The organism is Sagittula sp. S175 (assembly GCF_049800975.1).
Taxonomy (GTDB): Bacteria; Pseudomonadota; Alphaproteobacteria; order Rhodobacterales; family Rhodobacteraceae; genus Sagittula.
In genome coordinates this window covers 113,253-128,899 of record NZ_JBNAGB010000004.1, presented here as the reverse complement: position 1 = coordinate 128,899, position 15,647 = coordinate 113,253, and the positions used below count along the sequence as shown (strand labels likewise).

The window sequence follows — 15,647 nt, the reverse complement described above, 5'->3', positions numbered from 1 at the left end:
CGTAGTCGCGATGAAAATCCTCAAGTGGACGCTGCGCATCATTTTCTGGCTGTTGGTGATTGCCGTGCTGCACTACACGCTGCCCCAGCACGATATCGCCCGCGTCACCGACACCTACGAGAAACGCATCGACCCGGGCGAGAACCGCTGGTTCTGGGCACAGGCCGACGTTGGCACCGATGGCTCGCTGCCCAACCGCGACGTGTTCTTCATCCAGACGCAGCGCCGCGACGGCTCGACCATGGTTTACCGCAACGAGGACACCGGCTGGGGCTGGCCGCCGTATTTCAAGTTCGACACCGCCAACCTTCAGGCCGAGGCGGCGGACATGAAATCCGCCGCCGACAACCCGCGCTGGGTGGCGATCCGCCATTACGGCTGGCGCAACCAGTTCCTGACGATCTTCCCCAATGCAGTCGGCATGAAGCAGGTCGAAGGCCCGGAGGTGGTCATCATCCCGTGGATGAACATCGCCATCCTCGTGGTCCTGTTTGCCGCGTGGTGGGCCGTGCGTGTCCGCTGGAACCGCTGGTGGGACGCGCGCGTCGATCCGATCCTCGACGAGGCGGGCGACCGGCTGGAATCCGGGGGCAACCGCATCAAGGGCCTGTTCCGCTGAGCCACGCGTAGGTCGGGGTTTCACCCCGACTCCCCTAAGGACTTCAGACGGACCCGGTCGCCAACATGATCTGCCGCCAGATTGCCAGCGGGTCCACCAGCGTCCATTCCCGGTACAACCCCCGCGGGCCGAACACGGCCTGCGTGATCCCCATCACTGTGACCTGCGCCCCCGTGGGCGCGCCAAAAGTGCCGAACCCGTCGTGCCGCCCCTCCAGCACCCAGCGTACCGAGGCGCGCGGGCTCTCGGGCTTGTCCTCGGTCCCGATGGACTGCTGCACGGTGAACTTCGCCGTGGGAAAGGACGCCCGCAGCCCCGTCCAGAAGGCCTCTGCCTCGGCATGTCCCGACAGCGTCCGCCCGCCGGGATAAGCCAGCTCCACCGCCCGGTCATACCCGCGCGCGATGATCGCGATTTCGCCCGCCATGATCCGCACGAGGATATCCGCCAGTGTCGCGCCCCATGGGTTCTCGCCCAGCTTGGCCTCATGCTTCGGCGGCATGTCCGTCTCGGCGCTCAGTGGCAGAACGCAGTTCTCCGGCCCGCCCTCGGCGGCGATGCTGGCCCGCGCCCAGCCTTCCGGGTCATGGCCCAGCGCCGCGACGATGGCGGCGCGGTCGGTGATGCGCCAGACCTCGGCCACCTCGTTGCCCCGGCACCAGCTGTCCGTCAGCACCCGGAACCCCAGCGCGCGGCCCGTGGGCGCGCCATACAGCCCTGGCCCGACATGGGTGGCGGTGACGTAGTGCCGCTCCGATGCCTCGAAACTCTTGTAGCCCGTCTGTGTCCACTGCATGTCCTCGGGCAGCAGCGCCATGTCTGGGAACGCCGCCAACCGAGCCTGCGCCTCGGCCAGCAGCGCCGCCCGCCCCCGCAACAGCCCCTCTGGCGTGCGCAGCACCGCGTCTTCGGCATAGAACCGGCCGATCCGGTCGAGCCGACGCTCGTCCCAGACCTCCTGCGTCACGGATATCACGAAATGCGGCGCGTCGCGCCAGCGTTCCTCGAATCCGGGCAGGAATGGCATCTGTGAAAGGTCCTTCAGGTCTTGCCGTAATACAGGCCGACGACATGCTCGGCCTCGGCAAAGAACAACCACCGCGCCGTGACACCCCCTGCCACATGAGCGAGTAGCGCAAGAACTCCAAAGAAATGGTTAAATGGTAAAAGCAACATCACCGCCGGGACGAAAGCGCCGAAGGCCAGTGCGAAGATGCGCAAAAAATCAGCATGTTTGCGCGCCACCCGGAACGCCATTTCGCGCGTCAGGTAGTTACTGCCCGTATGCGGTGCCTCGAAGGCGCGCGGGTTGTCCTGCAGACCCGTCGCCGTCGCCAGCGTCGTCCCTGACCGCGCCAGCCGCCGGTCGCCGTCAAGAAACACGAAGCCCTGCATCGCCCCGGTTACGGTCAGCAGTATCAGCGAGACCTCCACACGCCCCGACAGCAGCGCGCCGCCCGTCACGGCATACAGCATGAACAGTGCGGGCGCCGTCCAGTGGTGCCAGCGCGGTACGGTCTTCAACTGCGTGTAGATCATCGCCGTGGCCGCCACCGTCGCCAGCGCCCCCAGCGCCCCCAGCCAGCCCAGCGGCTGCGCCGCCACGCCAATGAACACCAGCCCCGCCGCATAGAGCGCGTTCACCACCAACGCGATCCCCGCCAGCCAGGCCTCGCGCGACAGCCAGCTGCTGCGCCATTGCGTAAAAGCCTTCAGCGCGCGCTCCGGGTGTCTCAGGTGCTTCGCCGAGGACGCCAGCCCGCCAAGGCACAGCGCATAGCCGATAAGGTAAAAGACAAAAGCCACCCAGCCCGTAGGCGGGGTCGTGTCGATCCCCAGCCAGAACAGCAGGCCGAACCCCAGTCCCGAAGCAAAGGTAAACGCGATAAGAGAAGGAGCTGGGTGCATCGTGATCCTTGGACGCGTGGCGGGGGGCCGCCCTGCGCATCATTCCTAACTCAAAGTTTCGACAGTGTCCGGTCAAGCCATCCGAGAAAGCCCCGCGCGTCTTCCGCCACCGGCGTAAGGAAGGGGGCCAGCACGTCGATCTCCTCCTGCCACTGGTCCTTGGGCCTTGGCGGCAGGTACTTGTTGACGGGCTTCGTCCCCTGCTCGGGCATCAGGTCGAACCCGCCACGCTCCTCGACCAGCGCCGAGATCGCGCTGTTGGGGTCCGACAGGTCTCCGAAATGCCGCGCGCCCGCCGGGCAGGTGCGCACGCAGGCCGGAACGCGGTCCTCTTCGGGAAGATTGTCGTTGTAGATGCGGTCGACGCAAAGGGTGCATTTCTTCATCACCCCCTCGGCCTCGTCCATCTCGCGCGCGCCGTAGGGGCAGGCCCAGGCACACAGCCCGCAGCCGATGCAATCCGCCTCGTTGACCAGAACGATGCCATCCTCGACCCGCTTGAAGCTCGCCCCGGTGGGGCAGACCGTGACGCAGGGTGCATCCTCGCAATGCAGACAGGATTTCGGGAAATGCGTCAGCCGCGCCGCGTCCCCCTCGGGCCGGGTCTCAAAGCTGTGCACGCGGTTGAGGAAGGCCCCCGTGGGCTCCGCGCCGTAAGGGTCCTGATCCGACAGCGGCGACGCCTGATACTGCGTGTTCCAGCCTTTGCAGGACACCACGCAGGCGTGACAGCCGACACAGGTGTCGAGGTCTATGACAAGGCCCAGCTTCTGGGCGGTATGTTTCGGGAGGCTGGTCATGATTGCGACCTTTCATGGGGGCTCTGCCCCCGTCTGCCTCGCGGCAGACTCCTCCGAGGGTATTTGGGAAACCAAAGAAGCATGAGCGTCAGTCCTTTACCTGCCAGCGCAGGGCGTCCGGGGCGGGCGGCACGGGGCTGGTCTGGGCCGGGATATGGGTGTCGGGCGGGGCGGCTTTCTCGATGCGGACGCGCAGGTCGAACCAGGCGGCCTGACCGGTGACCGGATCGCTGTTGGACCAGCGCAGCCCGTCGCCCTTGGGCGGCAGGAGTTCGTGGATGACGTGGTTCAGCAGGAAACCCTTGGTGGCCTCAGGTGCGCCTTTGTCCAATGCCCAGGCGCCACGGCGTTTGCCGATGGCGTTCCACGTCCAGATGGTTTCCGGGTTCAGCGCCGCCATTTCCGCCACGGGGACGGTGATGGACCCATGCGGAGAGATGATGCGCGCCCAGTCACCGTCCTTCAGGTCGTGGTCCTGCATCAACTTTGTCGGCAGGTACATCGGGTTATGCCCGTGGATCTGCCGCAGCCAGGCGTTCTGCGACCCCCACGAATGGTACATCGCCATCGGTCGCTGCGTCAGCGCGTGCACCGGGTAGTCGCCGGGCAGTGACGCGCCGTGCTCGAAGGGTTCGAACCACGAGGCCAGCGGCGTCAGGCAGCGCTTGATGCGCGGTTTCAGATGTTCGGGCGGCTGGTGCGTGCCGTAGCCCTCAGCTGCCATCTGGAAGCGCCTGAGTGGTTCGGAATACAGCGTGAACAGGTAGGGGTTGGCCTCGTCCACCAGCCCGACGGAGACTGCCCAGTCCTGATAGGCCATGTTCCACGGCTTGAAATAGCGCGCCTCGGCGGGGACATGCATGGCACAAAAGCCGCCATTGGCGATGTAGCTGTCGATCTGTCCGCCGTTCGGTTCACCGCGCCCGTGGCTCAAGCCCACCTCACCCAACCGCCAGCCCGCCAGCGGCCCGACCCCGGGGCGGCGTTCATGGCGCGTCATGTAGTCGGCGTAATCGGCATAAAACGCCCCGCCGTGGTCGTTTACCATCCCCGGCAGCCCCAGCCGCGCGCCGAGGTCCAGCAGCACCGATTGAAAGCCCCGCACGTCCCGGTCCGGTTCCACCACCGGCCAGCGGATCGCATCGGCGGCGGCGTCGGGTTCCGAGATCGGCCGATCAAGCAACGAAATGCAGTCGTGCCGTTCCAGGTAGGTCGTGTCGGGCAGGATCAGGTCGGCATAGGCCACCATTTCTGACGAATAGGCATCCGAGTAGATGATGCGCGGAATGACGTAGTCGCCGTCCTCGTCCTTGCGGGTCAGCATCTCCATCACGCCGCGTGTGTTCATGGACGAGTTCCACGCCATGTTCGCCATGTACAAAAACAGCGTGTCGATGCGGTACGGGTCCCCGGCGGCGGCGTTAGAGATCACCATATGCATCAGCCCATGCACCGACAGTGGGTTCTCCCAAGTAAAGGCCTTGTCGATCCGCAAAGGCTGGCCATCCGCGCCCAACGCCAGGTCCTCGGGTCCCTGCGGGTAGCCCAGCGCAGGCCCCTTCAGCGGCTTGCCGGGCGAGGCAAAGGCATGGGGGCGTGGGTGGGCCGAGGCGGGCTTGGGATAGGGCGGTTTGAACCGCATCCCGCCGGGCGTTTCCACCGCGCCCAGCAGGATTTGCAGCGTGTGCAGCGCCCGCGCCGTCTGGAAGCCGTTGGAATGGGCGGAAATCCCCCGCATGGCGTGAAAGGCGACACCGCGCCCGACCATGCGTTCGTGCCGTTCGCCGCGGAAATCCGTCCAGGGTTGCTCGATCACCACCGGATCGTCAAAGGCCGCCCGCGCGATCTGCGCCGCCAGCGCACGGATCTGCTGCGCGGGCACGCCACAGCGCCCAGCCACCGCCTCGGGCGCGTATTCCGGCGCAAGCCAGGTCTGCGCCATGCGGTGCAGCACGGTTTTATAGGTCACGCCCGCGTGGCGGTAGTGTCCACCGGGATCGGGGATCACGCTGTAGCCATCGTAAGGCGCGGGTTTGCCCGTGCGGCGGTCCACCACCTGCGGCTGGCCCTCGTCGTCGCGCAGGTACAGACCGTAATTCGCGGACTTCGGATCGCAGTCGATTAGCAGGGGCGCGTCGGTGTAGCGCGTCAGGTAGTCGAGGTCGATCTTCCCCGCCAGCATCAGGCAATGGATCAGCGACAGGATCAGCAGCCCGTCCGTCCCGGGCGTGATCCCCACCCATTCATCCGCCACCGCGTTGTAGCCCGAGCGCACCGGGTTCACCCCGATGACCTTGGCCCCGCGCGCCTTCAGCTTGGCGATGCCCATCTTGATGGGATTGCTGTCATGATCCTCGGCCACGCCGAACAGGATGAACAGCCTGGCATGGTCCCAATCGGGCGACCCGAACTCCCAGAAGGCGCCGCCCATGGTGTAGATGCCCGCGGCCGCCATGTTCACCGAACAAAACCCGCCATGGGCCGCGAAATTCGGCGTGCCGAACTGCTGCGCCCACCAGCCGGTGAAGCTCTGCGACTGGTCGCGCCCGGTGAAGAAGGCCAGCTTTTCCGGTGCATCGTCCCGCAGCGGTTTCAGCCAGCCGACAGCCGTCTCCAGCGCCTCCTCCCAGCTGATTTCCTCAAATTCACCCGACCCACGCGGGCCGACCCGGCGCAGCGGCGTGCGCAGCCGCGCAGGCGAGTTGTGCTGCATGATCCCGGCGGACCCCTTGGCGCACAACACGCCCTTGTTTACCGGGTGATCGCGGTTGCCCTCGATATAGGCGACCTTACCGCCCTTCAGATGCACGTTGATCCCACAGCGGCAGGCGCACATGTAACAGGTGGTCTGACGGACCTCGTCCGAGACCTTGGGGGATGTCTCAACCCTCGGCTCGCCCATGCAGCCTCCCCGTCGTGGCGCCTTCATGGCGCTTTCCCGCTATTGGTGCATCAAAAGAACCTATACGCAAGAGGTAGTGCCCCCTCTTGCGTTGATCGGAACATAGGGCCGCTCGGACGGGCCGTTGTAAAGCGTCAGAGGGCGGATCAGGATGTTCGACCGCTGCTGTTCCAGGCATTGCACCAGCCAGCCCGGCATCCGCCCGATGGCAAAGATCGGCACGTAAAGGTCCATCGGAATGCCGTGCAGCTGGTACATGACACCGGCGTAGAAATCGACGTTCACGTTCAACCCGTGGCGGGCGTAGGGCTTCATCGCCTCCACCACGCCTTCGAGGATCTGGTAGAACTCCGGCGCGCCCTTCTCCTCGCTCAGCTTGCGCACCCCCTCGCGCATGTGCCGCGCGCGCGGGTCCTCGGCGCGGTAGACCCGGTGGCCAAAGCCAGTGACGGCCTCGCGATTGGCACGCTTGGCCTTGACATAGGCCGCCGCGTTATCCGGCGTCCCGATCTCGGTCACCATCTTCATGACATTCTCGGCGGCACCGCCATGCGCAGGCCCCGCCAAGGTCGCCAGGGCGGTGACGATCGCCCCGTGCAGGTTCGCCTCGGTCCCCACCGTGACCCGCGCCGCGAAGCTCGACGCATTCGCCCCATGCTCGGCATGCAGGATGAAATCCACGTCCGCCAGCCGCGCGGCATTGTCGGACGGCCTTTCCCCGGACAGCATCCACAACCAGTTGGCGGCGTGGGACAAATCCGGATCGGCGGGCACCGGGTCACGGCCATTACGGATCGCCTCATGCGCCGCGACGATCATCGGCACCTGAGAGGTCAGACGGATGCCGTTGCGCAGGAACCCCTCCTCGCCCTTCTCGGCACTCCCCGGCTCCAACGCCGCCAAGGCCGACACCGCCGTCCGCAGCACATCCATCGGATGCCCATCCTTGCAGGCGCGGATCACGTCGCACACGGCGCCGGGCAACACCCGCGCGGCCTTCAACGCCGCATCGAACTCCGCAAGCTGCGCCGCATCGGGCAATTCGCCGTGGATCAGCAGGTAACAGACCTCTTCAAAGGTGCTCTGCGTCGCCAGATCATGGATCGAGTAGCCCCGATACAGCAGCTCGCCCTTCGCCCCTTCGATATGGCTGACGCCCGAACGTTCAAAGTACACCCCCTTGAGGCCACGGTTGATCTTCACGTCATCGCTCATCATGCTCTCCCAAAGACCAACGAAACGGGGGCACCCATGCCGGTTCTGAAACAGGCGTACGACGTGGCGCGGCAACGGCAGGCCCGCGTCGTCTTCCCCGAGATGGACGACCCCCGCGTCGCCGGGGCCTGCACCCGCCTGCGCGCCGAGGGCCTGTGCCAGCCGCTCCCCCTCGACGATCCCACCGACGCGCAACTGGCCACCCTGATCGAGGCGCGCGGGCTGAAAGAGGGCATCGCCAGGCGGATGCTGCAAAAGCCGCTGTTCCGCTCCGCCGCCATGGTCGCAGCGGGCGAGGCCGACGCCATGGTCGCCGGGGCCGACAGCCCGACGAAACGCGTCATCGAGGCCGCCGCCATCGCCATCGGCCTGGCAGAGGGCGTGACCGTGCCGTCCAGCTTCTTCCTCATGCGGTTCCCAAACGGGCGCGACATGATCTGGGCCGATTGCGCGGTAAACGTCGCCCCCGACGCCGCCATGCTGGCCGACATCGCGCGGGCCTCCGCCGCCTCTGCCAAGGCACTGCTGGGCGAGGCCCGCGTGGCGCTCTTGTCGTATTCCACCGGGGCCAGCGGCAGCGGGGCCAGCGTCGAAACCGTGGCCCAGGCCGCCGAGGCCACGGGGTTCCCGGGGCCCATCCAGGCCGACGCCGCGTTGAACGCGGGCATCGCGGCGAAGAAGGGGCTTGGAAACGGAGACGCGAACACGCTGATCTTTCCCTCTCTGGATGCGGGCAACATCGCCTACAAACTGGCACAGGAACTGGCAGGCGCGCAGGCCATCGGCCCGATGCTGCAAGGCTTTCGCCGCCCCGTTTGCGACCTGTCGCGCGGGGCCACGGTCGAGGACATCGTCGCCTCCACCGCGCTGTGCATCGCGATGACCTGACCGGACGGGCCCGATTTTTCGCAGAAAAATCGCGCCCCTCCCAAGACGTCAGCCCCGCTGGGGACGCATGTCCGCCGCGTCGATCCCGGCGACCACCACGGGCTTCTTCATGGCGTCACGGCGGAAGGGCTCCCCCAGTTCCTGGTTGATGAGCGCCTCGATCAGCGTGGTCACCCCGTTCTCCATCTGGTCCTTCACCGCCTGCGCCAAGGCATCGCGCAACTCGTCCATGGTGCGCGCCACGACCCCCTTCAGCCCGCAGGCCTGCGCGATCCCCGCATAGCTCACATCGTCGTCCAACTCGGTGCCGACGAAATTGTCGTCATACCACAGGGTCGAATTCCGCTTCTCCGCGCCCCACTGGTAATTGCGGAACACCACTTGCGTGATCGCGGGCCATTCCTTGCGCCCGATGGCCGTCAGTTCGGTCACAGCGATGCCGAACGCCCCATCCCCCGAGAAGCCCACCACCGGCACATCCGGGCAGCCGATCTTGGCCCCGATCACCGCAGGCAACCCATAGCCGCAAGGCCCGAACAGGCCCGGCGCAAGGTACTTCCGCCCCTCGTCAAAGGACGGATAGGCATTGCCGATCGCGCAGTTGTTGCCGATGTCGGACGAGATGATCGCGTTCTTCGGCAGAGCCGAGGTGATCGCCCGCCAGGCCATGCGCGGGCTCATCCAGTCGGGTTTGTCAGCGCGGGCGCGCTGGTTCCAGGTGGTGCCCGGATCGTCGTCCTCGTGGGTCATCTCGGTCAGTTGCTGCGCCCAGCGCGACTTGGTCTCTGCGATCTTCGCTTTGCGCTCGTCCCGGCCCGCGTCGCCCGCGCCCGGTGACAGCTGGCGCAGGATGCCCCGCGCAACCTTGGCCGCGTCGCCGACGATCCCCACCGACACCTTCTTGGTCAGGCCGATCCGGTCGGGGTTGATGTCCACCTGGATAATCTTGGCCCCCGTGGGCCAGTACTCCATCCCGTACCCCGGCAGGGTCGAGAACGGGTTGAGCCGCGTGCCAAGGCACAGCACTACGTCCGCCGACTTGATCAGCTCCATCCCGGCCTTGGACCCATTGTACCCCAACGGCCCCGCGAACAGCGGATGCGAGCCAGGGAAGGCGTCATTGTGCTGGTACCCCACGCAGACCGGCGCGCTCAACCGCTCCGCCAGTTCCATGCTGGCCGCGATGCCGCCCTGCGACAGCACCACGCCCGCGCCGTTCAGGATCACAGGGTTCTTCGCCTCGGAGAGCAGCGCCGCCGCCTCCCCGACCGAGGTCTCTCCGCCCGACGACCGCTCGAAGTTGATCGGCTCGGGGATCTCGATGTCGATAACCTGCGTCCAGAAATCGCGCGGCATGTTGATCTGCGCCGGCGCGCTGGCCTGGAACGCCTTTGAAATCACGCGCGTCAGCACCTCTGCCACGCGGGACGGGTCGCGGACCTCTTCCTGATAGGCCACCATGTCCTTGAACAGCGCCATCTGCTCGACTTCCTGGAAACCGCCCTGCCCGATGGTCTTGTTCGCCGCCTGCGGCGTCACCAGCAGCAGCGGCGTATGGTTCCAGTAGGCGGTCTTGACCGCCGTGACGAAGTTCGTGATCCCCGGACCGTTCTGCGCGATCATCATGGACATCTTGCCGGTGGCGCGGGTGTAGCCATCGGCCATCATCCCCCCGGACCCCTCGTGCGCGCAGTCCCAGAACTTGATTCCCGCTTTCGGGAACAGGTCGGAAATCGGCATGAAGGCCGAACCGATGATGCCAAAGGCATGCTCGATCCCGTGGCGCTGAAGCACTTTCACAAAGGCTTCTTCGGTGGTCATTTTCATCTGGGAGGTCTCCGGCAAGGGTCAGATGCGCACCCCGTCGGGGTCCGCCTTGCCGGGAAACTTACCCATGGCCCCCGCCGCCGGATAGGGCCAGTTCCGCGGGCCGCCTAAGGCCAGTTTTCGACGGTCAGGCTATTGGCGACAATGACGCTGCGTGCCGCAGGGACCATACATCCGTGTCAGAACCATGCCCCACACGCGGCGCCGCGCCTTGCCAGCGTTCAAACTTGACAGCTGTCAACAGTTGACAATGCAACAATCTGCGTGTCACAGGCGGCTCAGCAGGTCCGCCTTCTTGGCCGCGAATTCATCGTCCGTTAGGATGCCGATATCGCGCAGGCTGCCCAGCTTTTCCAGCGCGGCGATGATCTGGTCCGCCGTCTGCGCCAACCCCTTGGGCGACGGCGTGGTCACGGGAGAGACCTCGCGCGGCGTGTCCTCGACCTGCGTCTCGGCCGCTGTTTTGGCGTGTTCCGCGACGGGTTCCGAGGCAGCCTCCGGAACGGGCACTGCGACAGCCTCCTGGACACCCGCTTTCATGGGTGCTTCGACGGCCACCTCCGGCACGGCTCCGGCGCGTACCGTCACCTCGCCGTCCCCCGGCACCGCCTCGTCCACATCGTCACGATCCGCAGGGGGGACCACCTTCAGCCGCGACAGGTCCACGTTGCCGTACTGGCTGGCAAAGATCCACGACCCGATGCCGCTTTGCTGTTGGCTGATCCCGCCAATCTCGTGCGGTCCGGTGTCATAGACCGTCACACGCCCCGCAAGGTTCACCGCCAGCCGCTGCTTGTCCGGGAAGATCGCGTAACTCAGGTCGTTCTGGCTCCCAAGGCTCGACGGCTGACCCAACTCATCGGGCCACCAGCCCGAGGACATGCCCAGCCCCATGCTTCCCCCCAGCCCGGTGCCCTGCGATTGCGCCTGCCCCTGCCAGCTGCGCGCCGGGGCGGCCTTGTGGAACAGCGCCCCGGTCGAGGCCGCCTGCGCGATATCCCCGCACAGCCCGGCCACCGTGGCCTGAAGCCCGGTGTTGAACATGTCGCCCACCATGGTCATGCCGCCCCAGGACCATTGCCCCATGCCGCCCAGTTCCGGGATGTCGAACTGTGCCTGCGTGCCGCCGCCGCGCAGCACGGCGGCCATCATCTGTTCCACCGCCTGCCCTGATACGCCGTAGCGCTGCGCAAGGTCGTCGCGCACCTGCGTCCCGTGATCCGTGAGTCCCGACATGCCCTTACCCCCGCTGCCTGTGACAGCCGCATAACACGAATGCCCGGCCTGAACCACGCAGCTAAGCCGCCACGGACGCGCAACAAGGGGGGTTACGGCAAAGCGCCGCTTTTGCGCGCAACGGCGTCCTCGAGCAGGGCGATGGTCCGCCGACCCCAGGCGGACCAGTTCAGCCGCTCCTCGTAGAGGTGCCGCGCGCTCTGACTGAGGCGCGCATAGTCCTGCGGTGCGGCGATGTAGCCACGGATGATCCGCGCGAAATCCTCAGCCCCCGAACCGGGCGGCAGGGCATGGCCGTTCTCGCCCTCCACGATCGGCACGCCGCCGACCCGCAGGCACAGCGAGGGCAAGCCGTAGGCCGAAGCCTCGCAAAAGGCGAATCCGTAGCTTTCAAAGGAGGGCTGGACGAGGAAATGCGCCTCGGCCAGCGCCGCCTCGAACACCGCCAGTTCCTCCGGCACCGCCTTGTCCAGCTGATTGTGCACAGTGACCCAATCGTTGCGGTGAAATTCGGGCGGCGTGCAGCCGATCACCGTCAGCCGTGCATCCACCCCCGTGGCGCGCAGCAGGGTCATGGTTTCAAACGCCACCGGCCCGCCCTTGGCGAACCAGTCGCGCCCGATCACCAGGAGCCGTACCGGGCCGGTTCCCAATGCACGCGGCGCAGGCACTGGCGGGGGCGGGATATTGGCCCCCCATTCCACCACATGCCCCACGGCGGCACGCAGCCCATAACGCACCTCCGCCTCCTGCTTCAGCCAGTCGGAGGGCCAAAGCGCCAAGTCGAGCCGTTGCAGCACCCGGCGCTCGCACCGTTCCGTCCAGCCATCCAGAATACGACCCAATCTGCTGTCCGCATGGGCCGCACCGATCTCGGACTCGCGATAGACCGTTTGCACCGCGTCCGAGGTGAAGGCAGTAACCATGCCGTCGGGTACCCGCACCCCCGCCAGCGACCACAGCGCATAGGCCCCGAACAGCACGTCATGGCCGGGCAGCGCCGCCTCGATCCGCCGCGCGATCACCCGGCGCAGCGCGTAATGCGCGCGCCAGCGCAGGCGCAGGTTCAGGTGCTCGGGCATGGCGAGGATCGCCTTGCGCGCCACGTCCACCGTACCCCAGTCCCGCGGCAGGATCGTCAGGTCGGCATGGTCGGAAAGGGCATCGAACAACCGCGCATTGCCACCGGAATACAGGTTCCGATCCAGCGGAGACATGTCACACAGGTAAGCAATGCGCAGGCGGGCCATGACGTCCCCTTCATGGTCAATGGCAAGGCGATTAGGTCAAACACCCCTCCGCCATGCCCGCCAAATCTGGCAAGATCATGGCGTCCCGAGAAATCCGTTTCCCGCCTTGCGCCAAAGGCACGAAACACGCTGGATCACCGCCATTTCCATGCTATCACCGCAAAGCTGACGCGACTTTGCCCGTCTGCGCTGTTAAACCGCCGTAAACCGGTTTGCAGGCCCCGCGCGTATGCCCAATCCCATTGCCTTCCTCGCCCTTGCCAGCTTTCCGCTGGTGGTGATGGCGCTTTTCGGACGGCTGCCGCTGGACCGCGCGCTGATCTGGTCGGTGCTGATCGGCTATCTCTTCCTGCCCGAACCCCCCGCCGTCTTCGACCTGCCCGCCGCACCGCCACTGACGAAACACAACATCCCGGCGCTGATGGCCTTCCTGATCGTGCTGTATCGCCACAAGCTGACGGCCAGCCTGTTGCCGCAGTCCCTGCTGGGCAAACTGCTGGTCCTGACCTTCGTCTTCTCGCCAGCGCTGACCGTCCTGACCAATGGCGAGCCGGTCTTCTGGGGCGAAATCGGCCTGCCCGGCCTCGGGCTGAAGGATATCATCGCCCTGACGGTACAGCAATTCCTGCTGCTGCTGCCCTTCCTCTTGGCGCGCCAGTTCCTCGCCTCGGGCAACAGCCAGCGCGAGCTGCTGAAGGCGCTGATGCTCGGCGGCCTCGCCTACTCGATCCTCATGCTGATCGAGATCCGCCTCTCGCCCCAGCTGAACCTCTGGATCTACGGCTACTACCAGCACTTCTTTGGCCAAAGCATCCGTTTCGGCGGCTATCGCCCGGTGGTGTTCCTGTACCACGGACTGTGGGTGGCGTTTTACTGCCTGATGGCTGCCACCGCCGCCTGGGGTCTGTGGCGCCTGTCCCCGGGCAAGCATCCGGCCCGCTTGCTGCTGGCCGCCTTCTGGCTGACCGCCGTGCTGGTGCTGGCGAAATCGCTGGGCTCGCTTATCTTCCTCATGGTCGCCGTGCCCGCCGTCGTCGTGCTGCCGGTCCGCTGGCAGGTGCGGATCGCCATCGCCATCGGCCTGATTGCCCTGACCTACCCGATCCTCAAGGGCGCGACCCTGATCCCCGAAGAGACCCTGCTGGCCAAGGCCGCCGCCATCGACCCCGACCGCGCCGCCTCGCTGCGCTTCCGTTTCATGAACGAGAACACCTTGCTGGACCGCGCCTACCTGAAACCGCTGTTCGGCTGGGGCAGCTGGGGGCGCAACCACATCCTCGACCCGGTGACGGGCTTCATCCTGACCGTCACCGACGGACGCTGGATCATCACCATCGGCGTCTACGGCTGGGTGGGTTTCGCCGCCGAATTCGGCCTGATCGTCCTGCCGCTGATCCTGATAGCGCGCGAGGTCCGCTTGGCGCGCGACGTCTCTCCGCTTGTCGGCCCGCTGGCGCTGCTGCTGGCGGTGAACCTCGCCGACATGGTGCCCAACGCCACGCTCACGCCCCTGACCTGGCTGATCTGCGGCGCGCTTATGGGCTACGCCGAGCAGCTCCGCGCCGCCCGCCTGAAGGCCAAACCGCGCCAACGCAAGAACGCCTCGAACTGGACCCCGATCATCCGATGACTGCCCGCCCGCGCATCCTGGCCATAGCCGAGGCCGCCAACCCGGAGTGGGTCTCCGTCCCCCTCGTCGGCTGGTCGCTGGCCAGTGCCCTGCGCGAGGTGGCCGATGTCCACATCGTCACACAGATCCGCAACCGCGACGCCATCCTGCGCGCGGGTCTGGTGGAAGGCCGCGACTTCACCGCCATCGATTCCGAGGCCTTCGCCAAACCCATGTGGAAGCTGGCCGAGGCACTGCGCATGGGCGAGGGCAAGGGCTGGACAATCGTCCAAGCCGTGAATGCGCTCAGCTACCCGTATTTCGAACGCCTCGTCTGGCAGCGCTTCGGCGCAGCCATCGAACGCGGCGACTACGACATCGTGCACCGCATCACGCCGCTTTCACCCACGTCGGCCTCCTCCATCGCCGCGAAATGTACGCGGGCGGGCGTGCCCTTCATCCTCGGCCCGCTGAACGGCGGCGTCCCCTGGCCCGAAGGCTACGACGCCATCCGCCGCGCCGAAAAGGAATTCCTCGCCCCGCTGCGATCGGCCTACAAGCTCCTGCCGGGGCGCACCGCCACCCTGCGCCACGCCTCCGCCATCCTCGCGGGCAGCCGCTACACCGCCTCGGAAATCCCCGACCGCTTCCAGCACAAAACCCTCTGGCTGCCGGAAAACGGCATCGACCCCGCCCGCTTCAACCGCCGCGCCACACCGGCCCCCGGCCCACTGCGCGCCGCCTTCGTCGGGCGACTCGTGCCCTACAAGGGGCCGGACGTCCTGCTCGACGCCGCAGCGCCCCTGCTGCGCGATGGCCGTATGACGCTCGACCTAATCGGCGACGGCCCGATGATGCCCGCCCTGCGCGCGCAGGCCGAAACCCTGCCGGGAGTCACCTTCCACGGGTGGAAACCGCACGAGGCGGTGCAGGACATCCTGTGCAGGGCGCACCTCTTCGCCTTCCCCTCGATCCGCGAATTCGGCGGCGGAGTGGTGCTCGAGGCCATGGCTCTCGGCGTGCCGCCCCTCATCGTCGATTACGCCGGGCCGGGCGAACTGGTGGACGAAACGACAGGCATAACGACCCCCATCGGACCGCGCGAGCAAATCACCCGCGACTTCACCCGCGAACTCACCCGCCTCGCCGCCGACCCGTCGCAACTGGCCCCCCTCGCAGAAAACGCCTCCGCCAAGGCCCAGTCCCACTTCCTGTGGTCACGCAAGGCAGTGCAGGTCGCCCGCACCTACGACTGGGTCCTCTCCGGCAGCCCACAGCCGAAACCCGACCTCTTCGCCTGAAGCGGGAACACCGCCCCTGCTTCTTTGGTTTCACAAATACCCTCGGGGAGCGCGAGGGGCAGAGCCCCTCGCATCGGTCGCCTGAGCAAAGC

At 66.5% G+C, this 15,647-nt stretch carries 12 protein-coding genes; 4 read left to right on the top strand and 8 right to left on the bottom strand.

Translation table 11 applies throughout. From position 1 onward, the window contains the following. Positions 1 to 10: 10 nt before the first annotated feature. Positions 11 to 619 (top strand): DUF1523 family protein, encoded by a 609-nt coding sequence (locus ACP16H_RS07040; RefSeq protein ID WP_425071559.1) that lies wholly within the window; start codon positions 11 to 13, stop codon positions 617 to 619. Positions 620 to 662: 43 nt separating this feature from the next. Here the strand turns inward: ACP16H_RS07040 and ACP16H_RS07035 are convergent, their stop codons facing one another. The 5 genes from ACP16H_RS07035 to ACP16H_RS07015 form a co-directional block, all read right to left on the bottom strand. Beyond that, entirely contained in the window at positions 663 to 1,646 is a 984-nt protein-coding gene (locus ACP16H_RS07035; protein ID WP_425071558.1) for an ester cyclase, read from the bottom strand. Positions 1,647 to 1,660: 14 nt separating this feature from the next. Continuing rightward, complete coding sequence (locus tag ACP16H_RS07030) at positions 1,661 to 2,527, bottom strand: dimethyl sulfoxide reductase anchor subunit family protein (RefSeq protein ID WP_425071557.1); 867 nt, start codon at positions 2,525 to 2,527, stop codon at positions 1,661 to 1,663. A 50-nt stretch (positions 2,528 to 2,577) separates the two neighbouring features. Next, positions 2,578 to 3,327: a 4Fe-4S dicluster domain-containing protein gene (locus ACP16H_RS07025; RefSeq protein ID WP_425071556.1), complete on the bottom strand. Its 750-nt coding sequence runs from the start codon at positions 3,325 to 3,327 to the stop codon at positions 2,578 to 2,580. 88 nt (positions 3,328 to 3,415) lie between these two features. After that, a complete protein-coding gene (locus ACP16H_RS07020) occupies positions 3,416 to 6,229 on the bottom strand; it encodes a molybdopterin oxidoreductase family protein (protein WP_425071555.1) in 2,814 nt (937 codons plus the stop codon). A 60-nt stretch (positions 6,230 to 6,289) separates the two neighbouring features. Continuing rightward, on the bottom strand, positions 6,290 to 7,444 hold the full coding sequence (locus ACP16H_RS07015) for a citrate/2-methylcitrate synthase (protein ID WP_425071554.1): 1,155 nt from the start codon (positions 7,442 to 7,444) through the stop codon (positions 6,290 to 6,292). Between the two features lie 36 nt (positions 7,445 to 7,480). Here ACP16H_RS07015 and ACP16H_RS07010 point away from each other — a divergent pair, with 36 nt between their 5' ends. Next, complete coding sequence (locus tag ACP16H_RS07010) at positions 7,481 to 8,332, top strand: phosphate acyltransferase (RefSeq protein WP_425071553.1); 852 nt, start codon at positions 7,481 to 7,483, stop codon at positions 8,330 to 8,332. A gap of 48 nt (positions 8,333 to 8,380) precedes the next feature. On the opposite strand, the gene xsc is transcribed toward ACP16H_RS07010, so the two are convergent. The 3 genes from xsc to ACP16H_RS06995 all read right to left on the bottom strand — a co-directional run bounded on the left by xsc (position 8,381) and on the right by ACP16H_RS06995 (position 12,645). Then, positions 8,381 to 10,159 (bottom strand): sulfoacetaldehyde acetyltransferase, encoded by a 1,779-nt coding sequence (gene xsc, locus ACP16H_RS07005; RefSeq protein ID WP_425071552.1) that lies wholly within the window; start codon positions 10,157 to 10,159, stop codon positions 8,381 to 8,383. 267 nt (positions 10,160 to 10,426) lie between these two features. Further along, on the bottom strand, positions 10,427 to 11,395 hold the full coding sequence (locus ACP16H_RS07000; protein ID WP_425071551.1) for an SHOCT domain-containing protein: 969 nt from the start codon (positions 11,393 to 11,395) through the stop codon (positions 10,427 to 10,429). A 92-nt stretch (positions 11,396 to 11,487) separates the two neighbouring features. Beyond that, positions 11,488 to 12,645: a glycosyltransferase family 4 protein gene (locus tag ACP16H_RS06995; protein WP_425071550.1), complete on the bottom strand. Its 1,158-nt coding sequence runs from the start codon at positions 12,643 to 12,645 to the stop codon at positions 11,488 to 11,490. Positions 12,646 to 12,874: 229 nt separating this feature from the next. Between ACP16H_RS06995 and ACP16H_RS06990 the strand changes: the two genes are divergently transcribed. Together ACP16H_RS06990 and ACP16H_RS06985 are read left to right on the top strand one after the other, a co-directional pair. After that, positions 12,875 to 14,275: a hypothetical protein gene (locus ACP16H_RS06990; protein ID WP_425071549.1), complete on the top strand. Its 1,401-nt coding sequence runs from the start codon at positions 12,875 to 12,877 to the stop codon at positions 14,273 to 14,275. After that, the gene (locus tag ACP16H_RS06985) at positions 14,272 to 15,555 is read left to right on the top strand and encodes a glycosyltransferase family 4 protein (RefSeq protein WP_425071548.1); all 1,284 of its coding nucleotides are present in this window, start codon (positions 14,272 to 14,274) and stop codon (positions 15,553 to 15,555) included. Before ACP16H_RS06990 ends, ACP16H_RS06985 begins: the two co-directional genes overlap by 4 nt. Positions 15,556 to 15,647: the final 92 nt, after the last annotated feature.

Excerpts from the sequence above, each read along its gene's own strand:
- ACP16H_RS07040 (WP_425071559.1), top strand. The coding sequence starts at position 11 with ATGAAAATCCTCAAGTGGACGCTGCGCATCATTTTCTGGCTGTTGGTG.
- ACP16H_RS07035 (WP_425071558.1), bottom strand. The coding sequence starts at position 1,646 with ATGCCATTCCTGCCCGGATTCGAGGAACGCTGGCGCGACGCGCCGCAT.
- ACP16H_RS07030 (WP_425071557.1), bottom strand. The coding sequence starts at position 2,527 with ATGCACCCAGCTCCTTCTCTTATCGCGTTTACCTTTGCTTCGGGACTG.
- ACP16H_RS07025 (WP_425071556.1), bottom strand. The coding sequence starts at position 3,327 with ATGACCAGCCTCCCGAAACATACCGCCCAGAAGCTGGGCCTTGTCATA.
- ACP16H_RS07020 (WP_425071555.1), bottom strand. The coding sequence starts at position 6,229 with ATGGGCGAGCCGAGGGTTGAGACATCCCCCAAGGTCTCGGACGAGGTC.
- ACP16H_RS07015 (WP_425071554.1), bottom strand. The coding sequence starts at position 7,444 with ATGAGCGATGACGTGAAGATCAACCGTGGCCTCAAGGGGGTGTACTTT.
- ACP16H_RS07010 (WP_425071553.1), top strand. The coding sequence starts at position 7,481 with ATGCCGGTTCTGAAACAGGCGTACGACGTGGCGCGGCAACGGCAGGCC.
- xsc (WP_425071552.1), bottom strand. The coding sequence starts at position 10,159 with ATGAAAATGACCACCGAAGAAGCCTTTGTGAAAGTGCTTCAGCGCCAC.
- ACP16H_RS07000 (WP_425071551.1), bottom strand. The coding sequence starts at position 11,395 with ATGTCGGGACTCACGGATCACGGGACGCAGGTGCGCGACGACCTTGCG.
- ACP16H_RS06995 (WP_425071550.1), bottom strand. The coding sequence starts at position 12,645 with ATGGCCCGCCTGCGCATTGCTTACCTGTGTGACATGTCTCCGCTGGAT.
- ACP16H_RS06990 (WP_425071549.1), top strand. The coding sequence starts at position 12,875 with ATGCCCAATCCCATTGCCTTCCTCGCCCTTGCCAGCTTTCCGCTGGTG.
- ACP16H_RS06985 (WP_425071548.1), top strand. The coding sequence starts at position 14,272 with ATGACTGCCCGCCCGCGCATCCTGGCCATAGCCGAGGCCGCCAACCCG.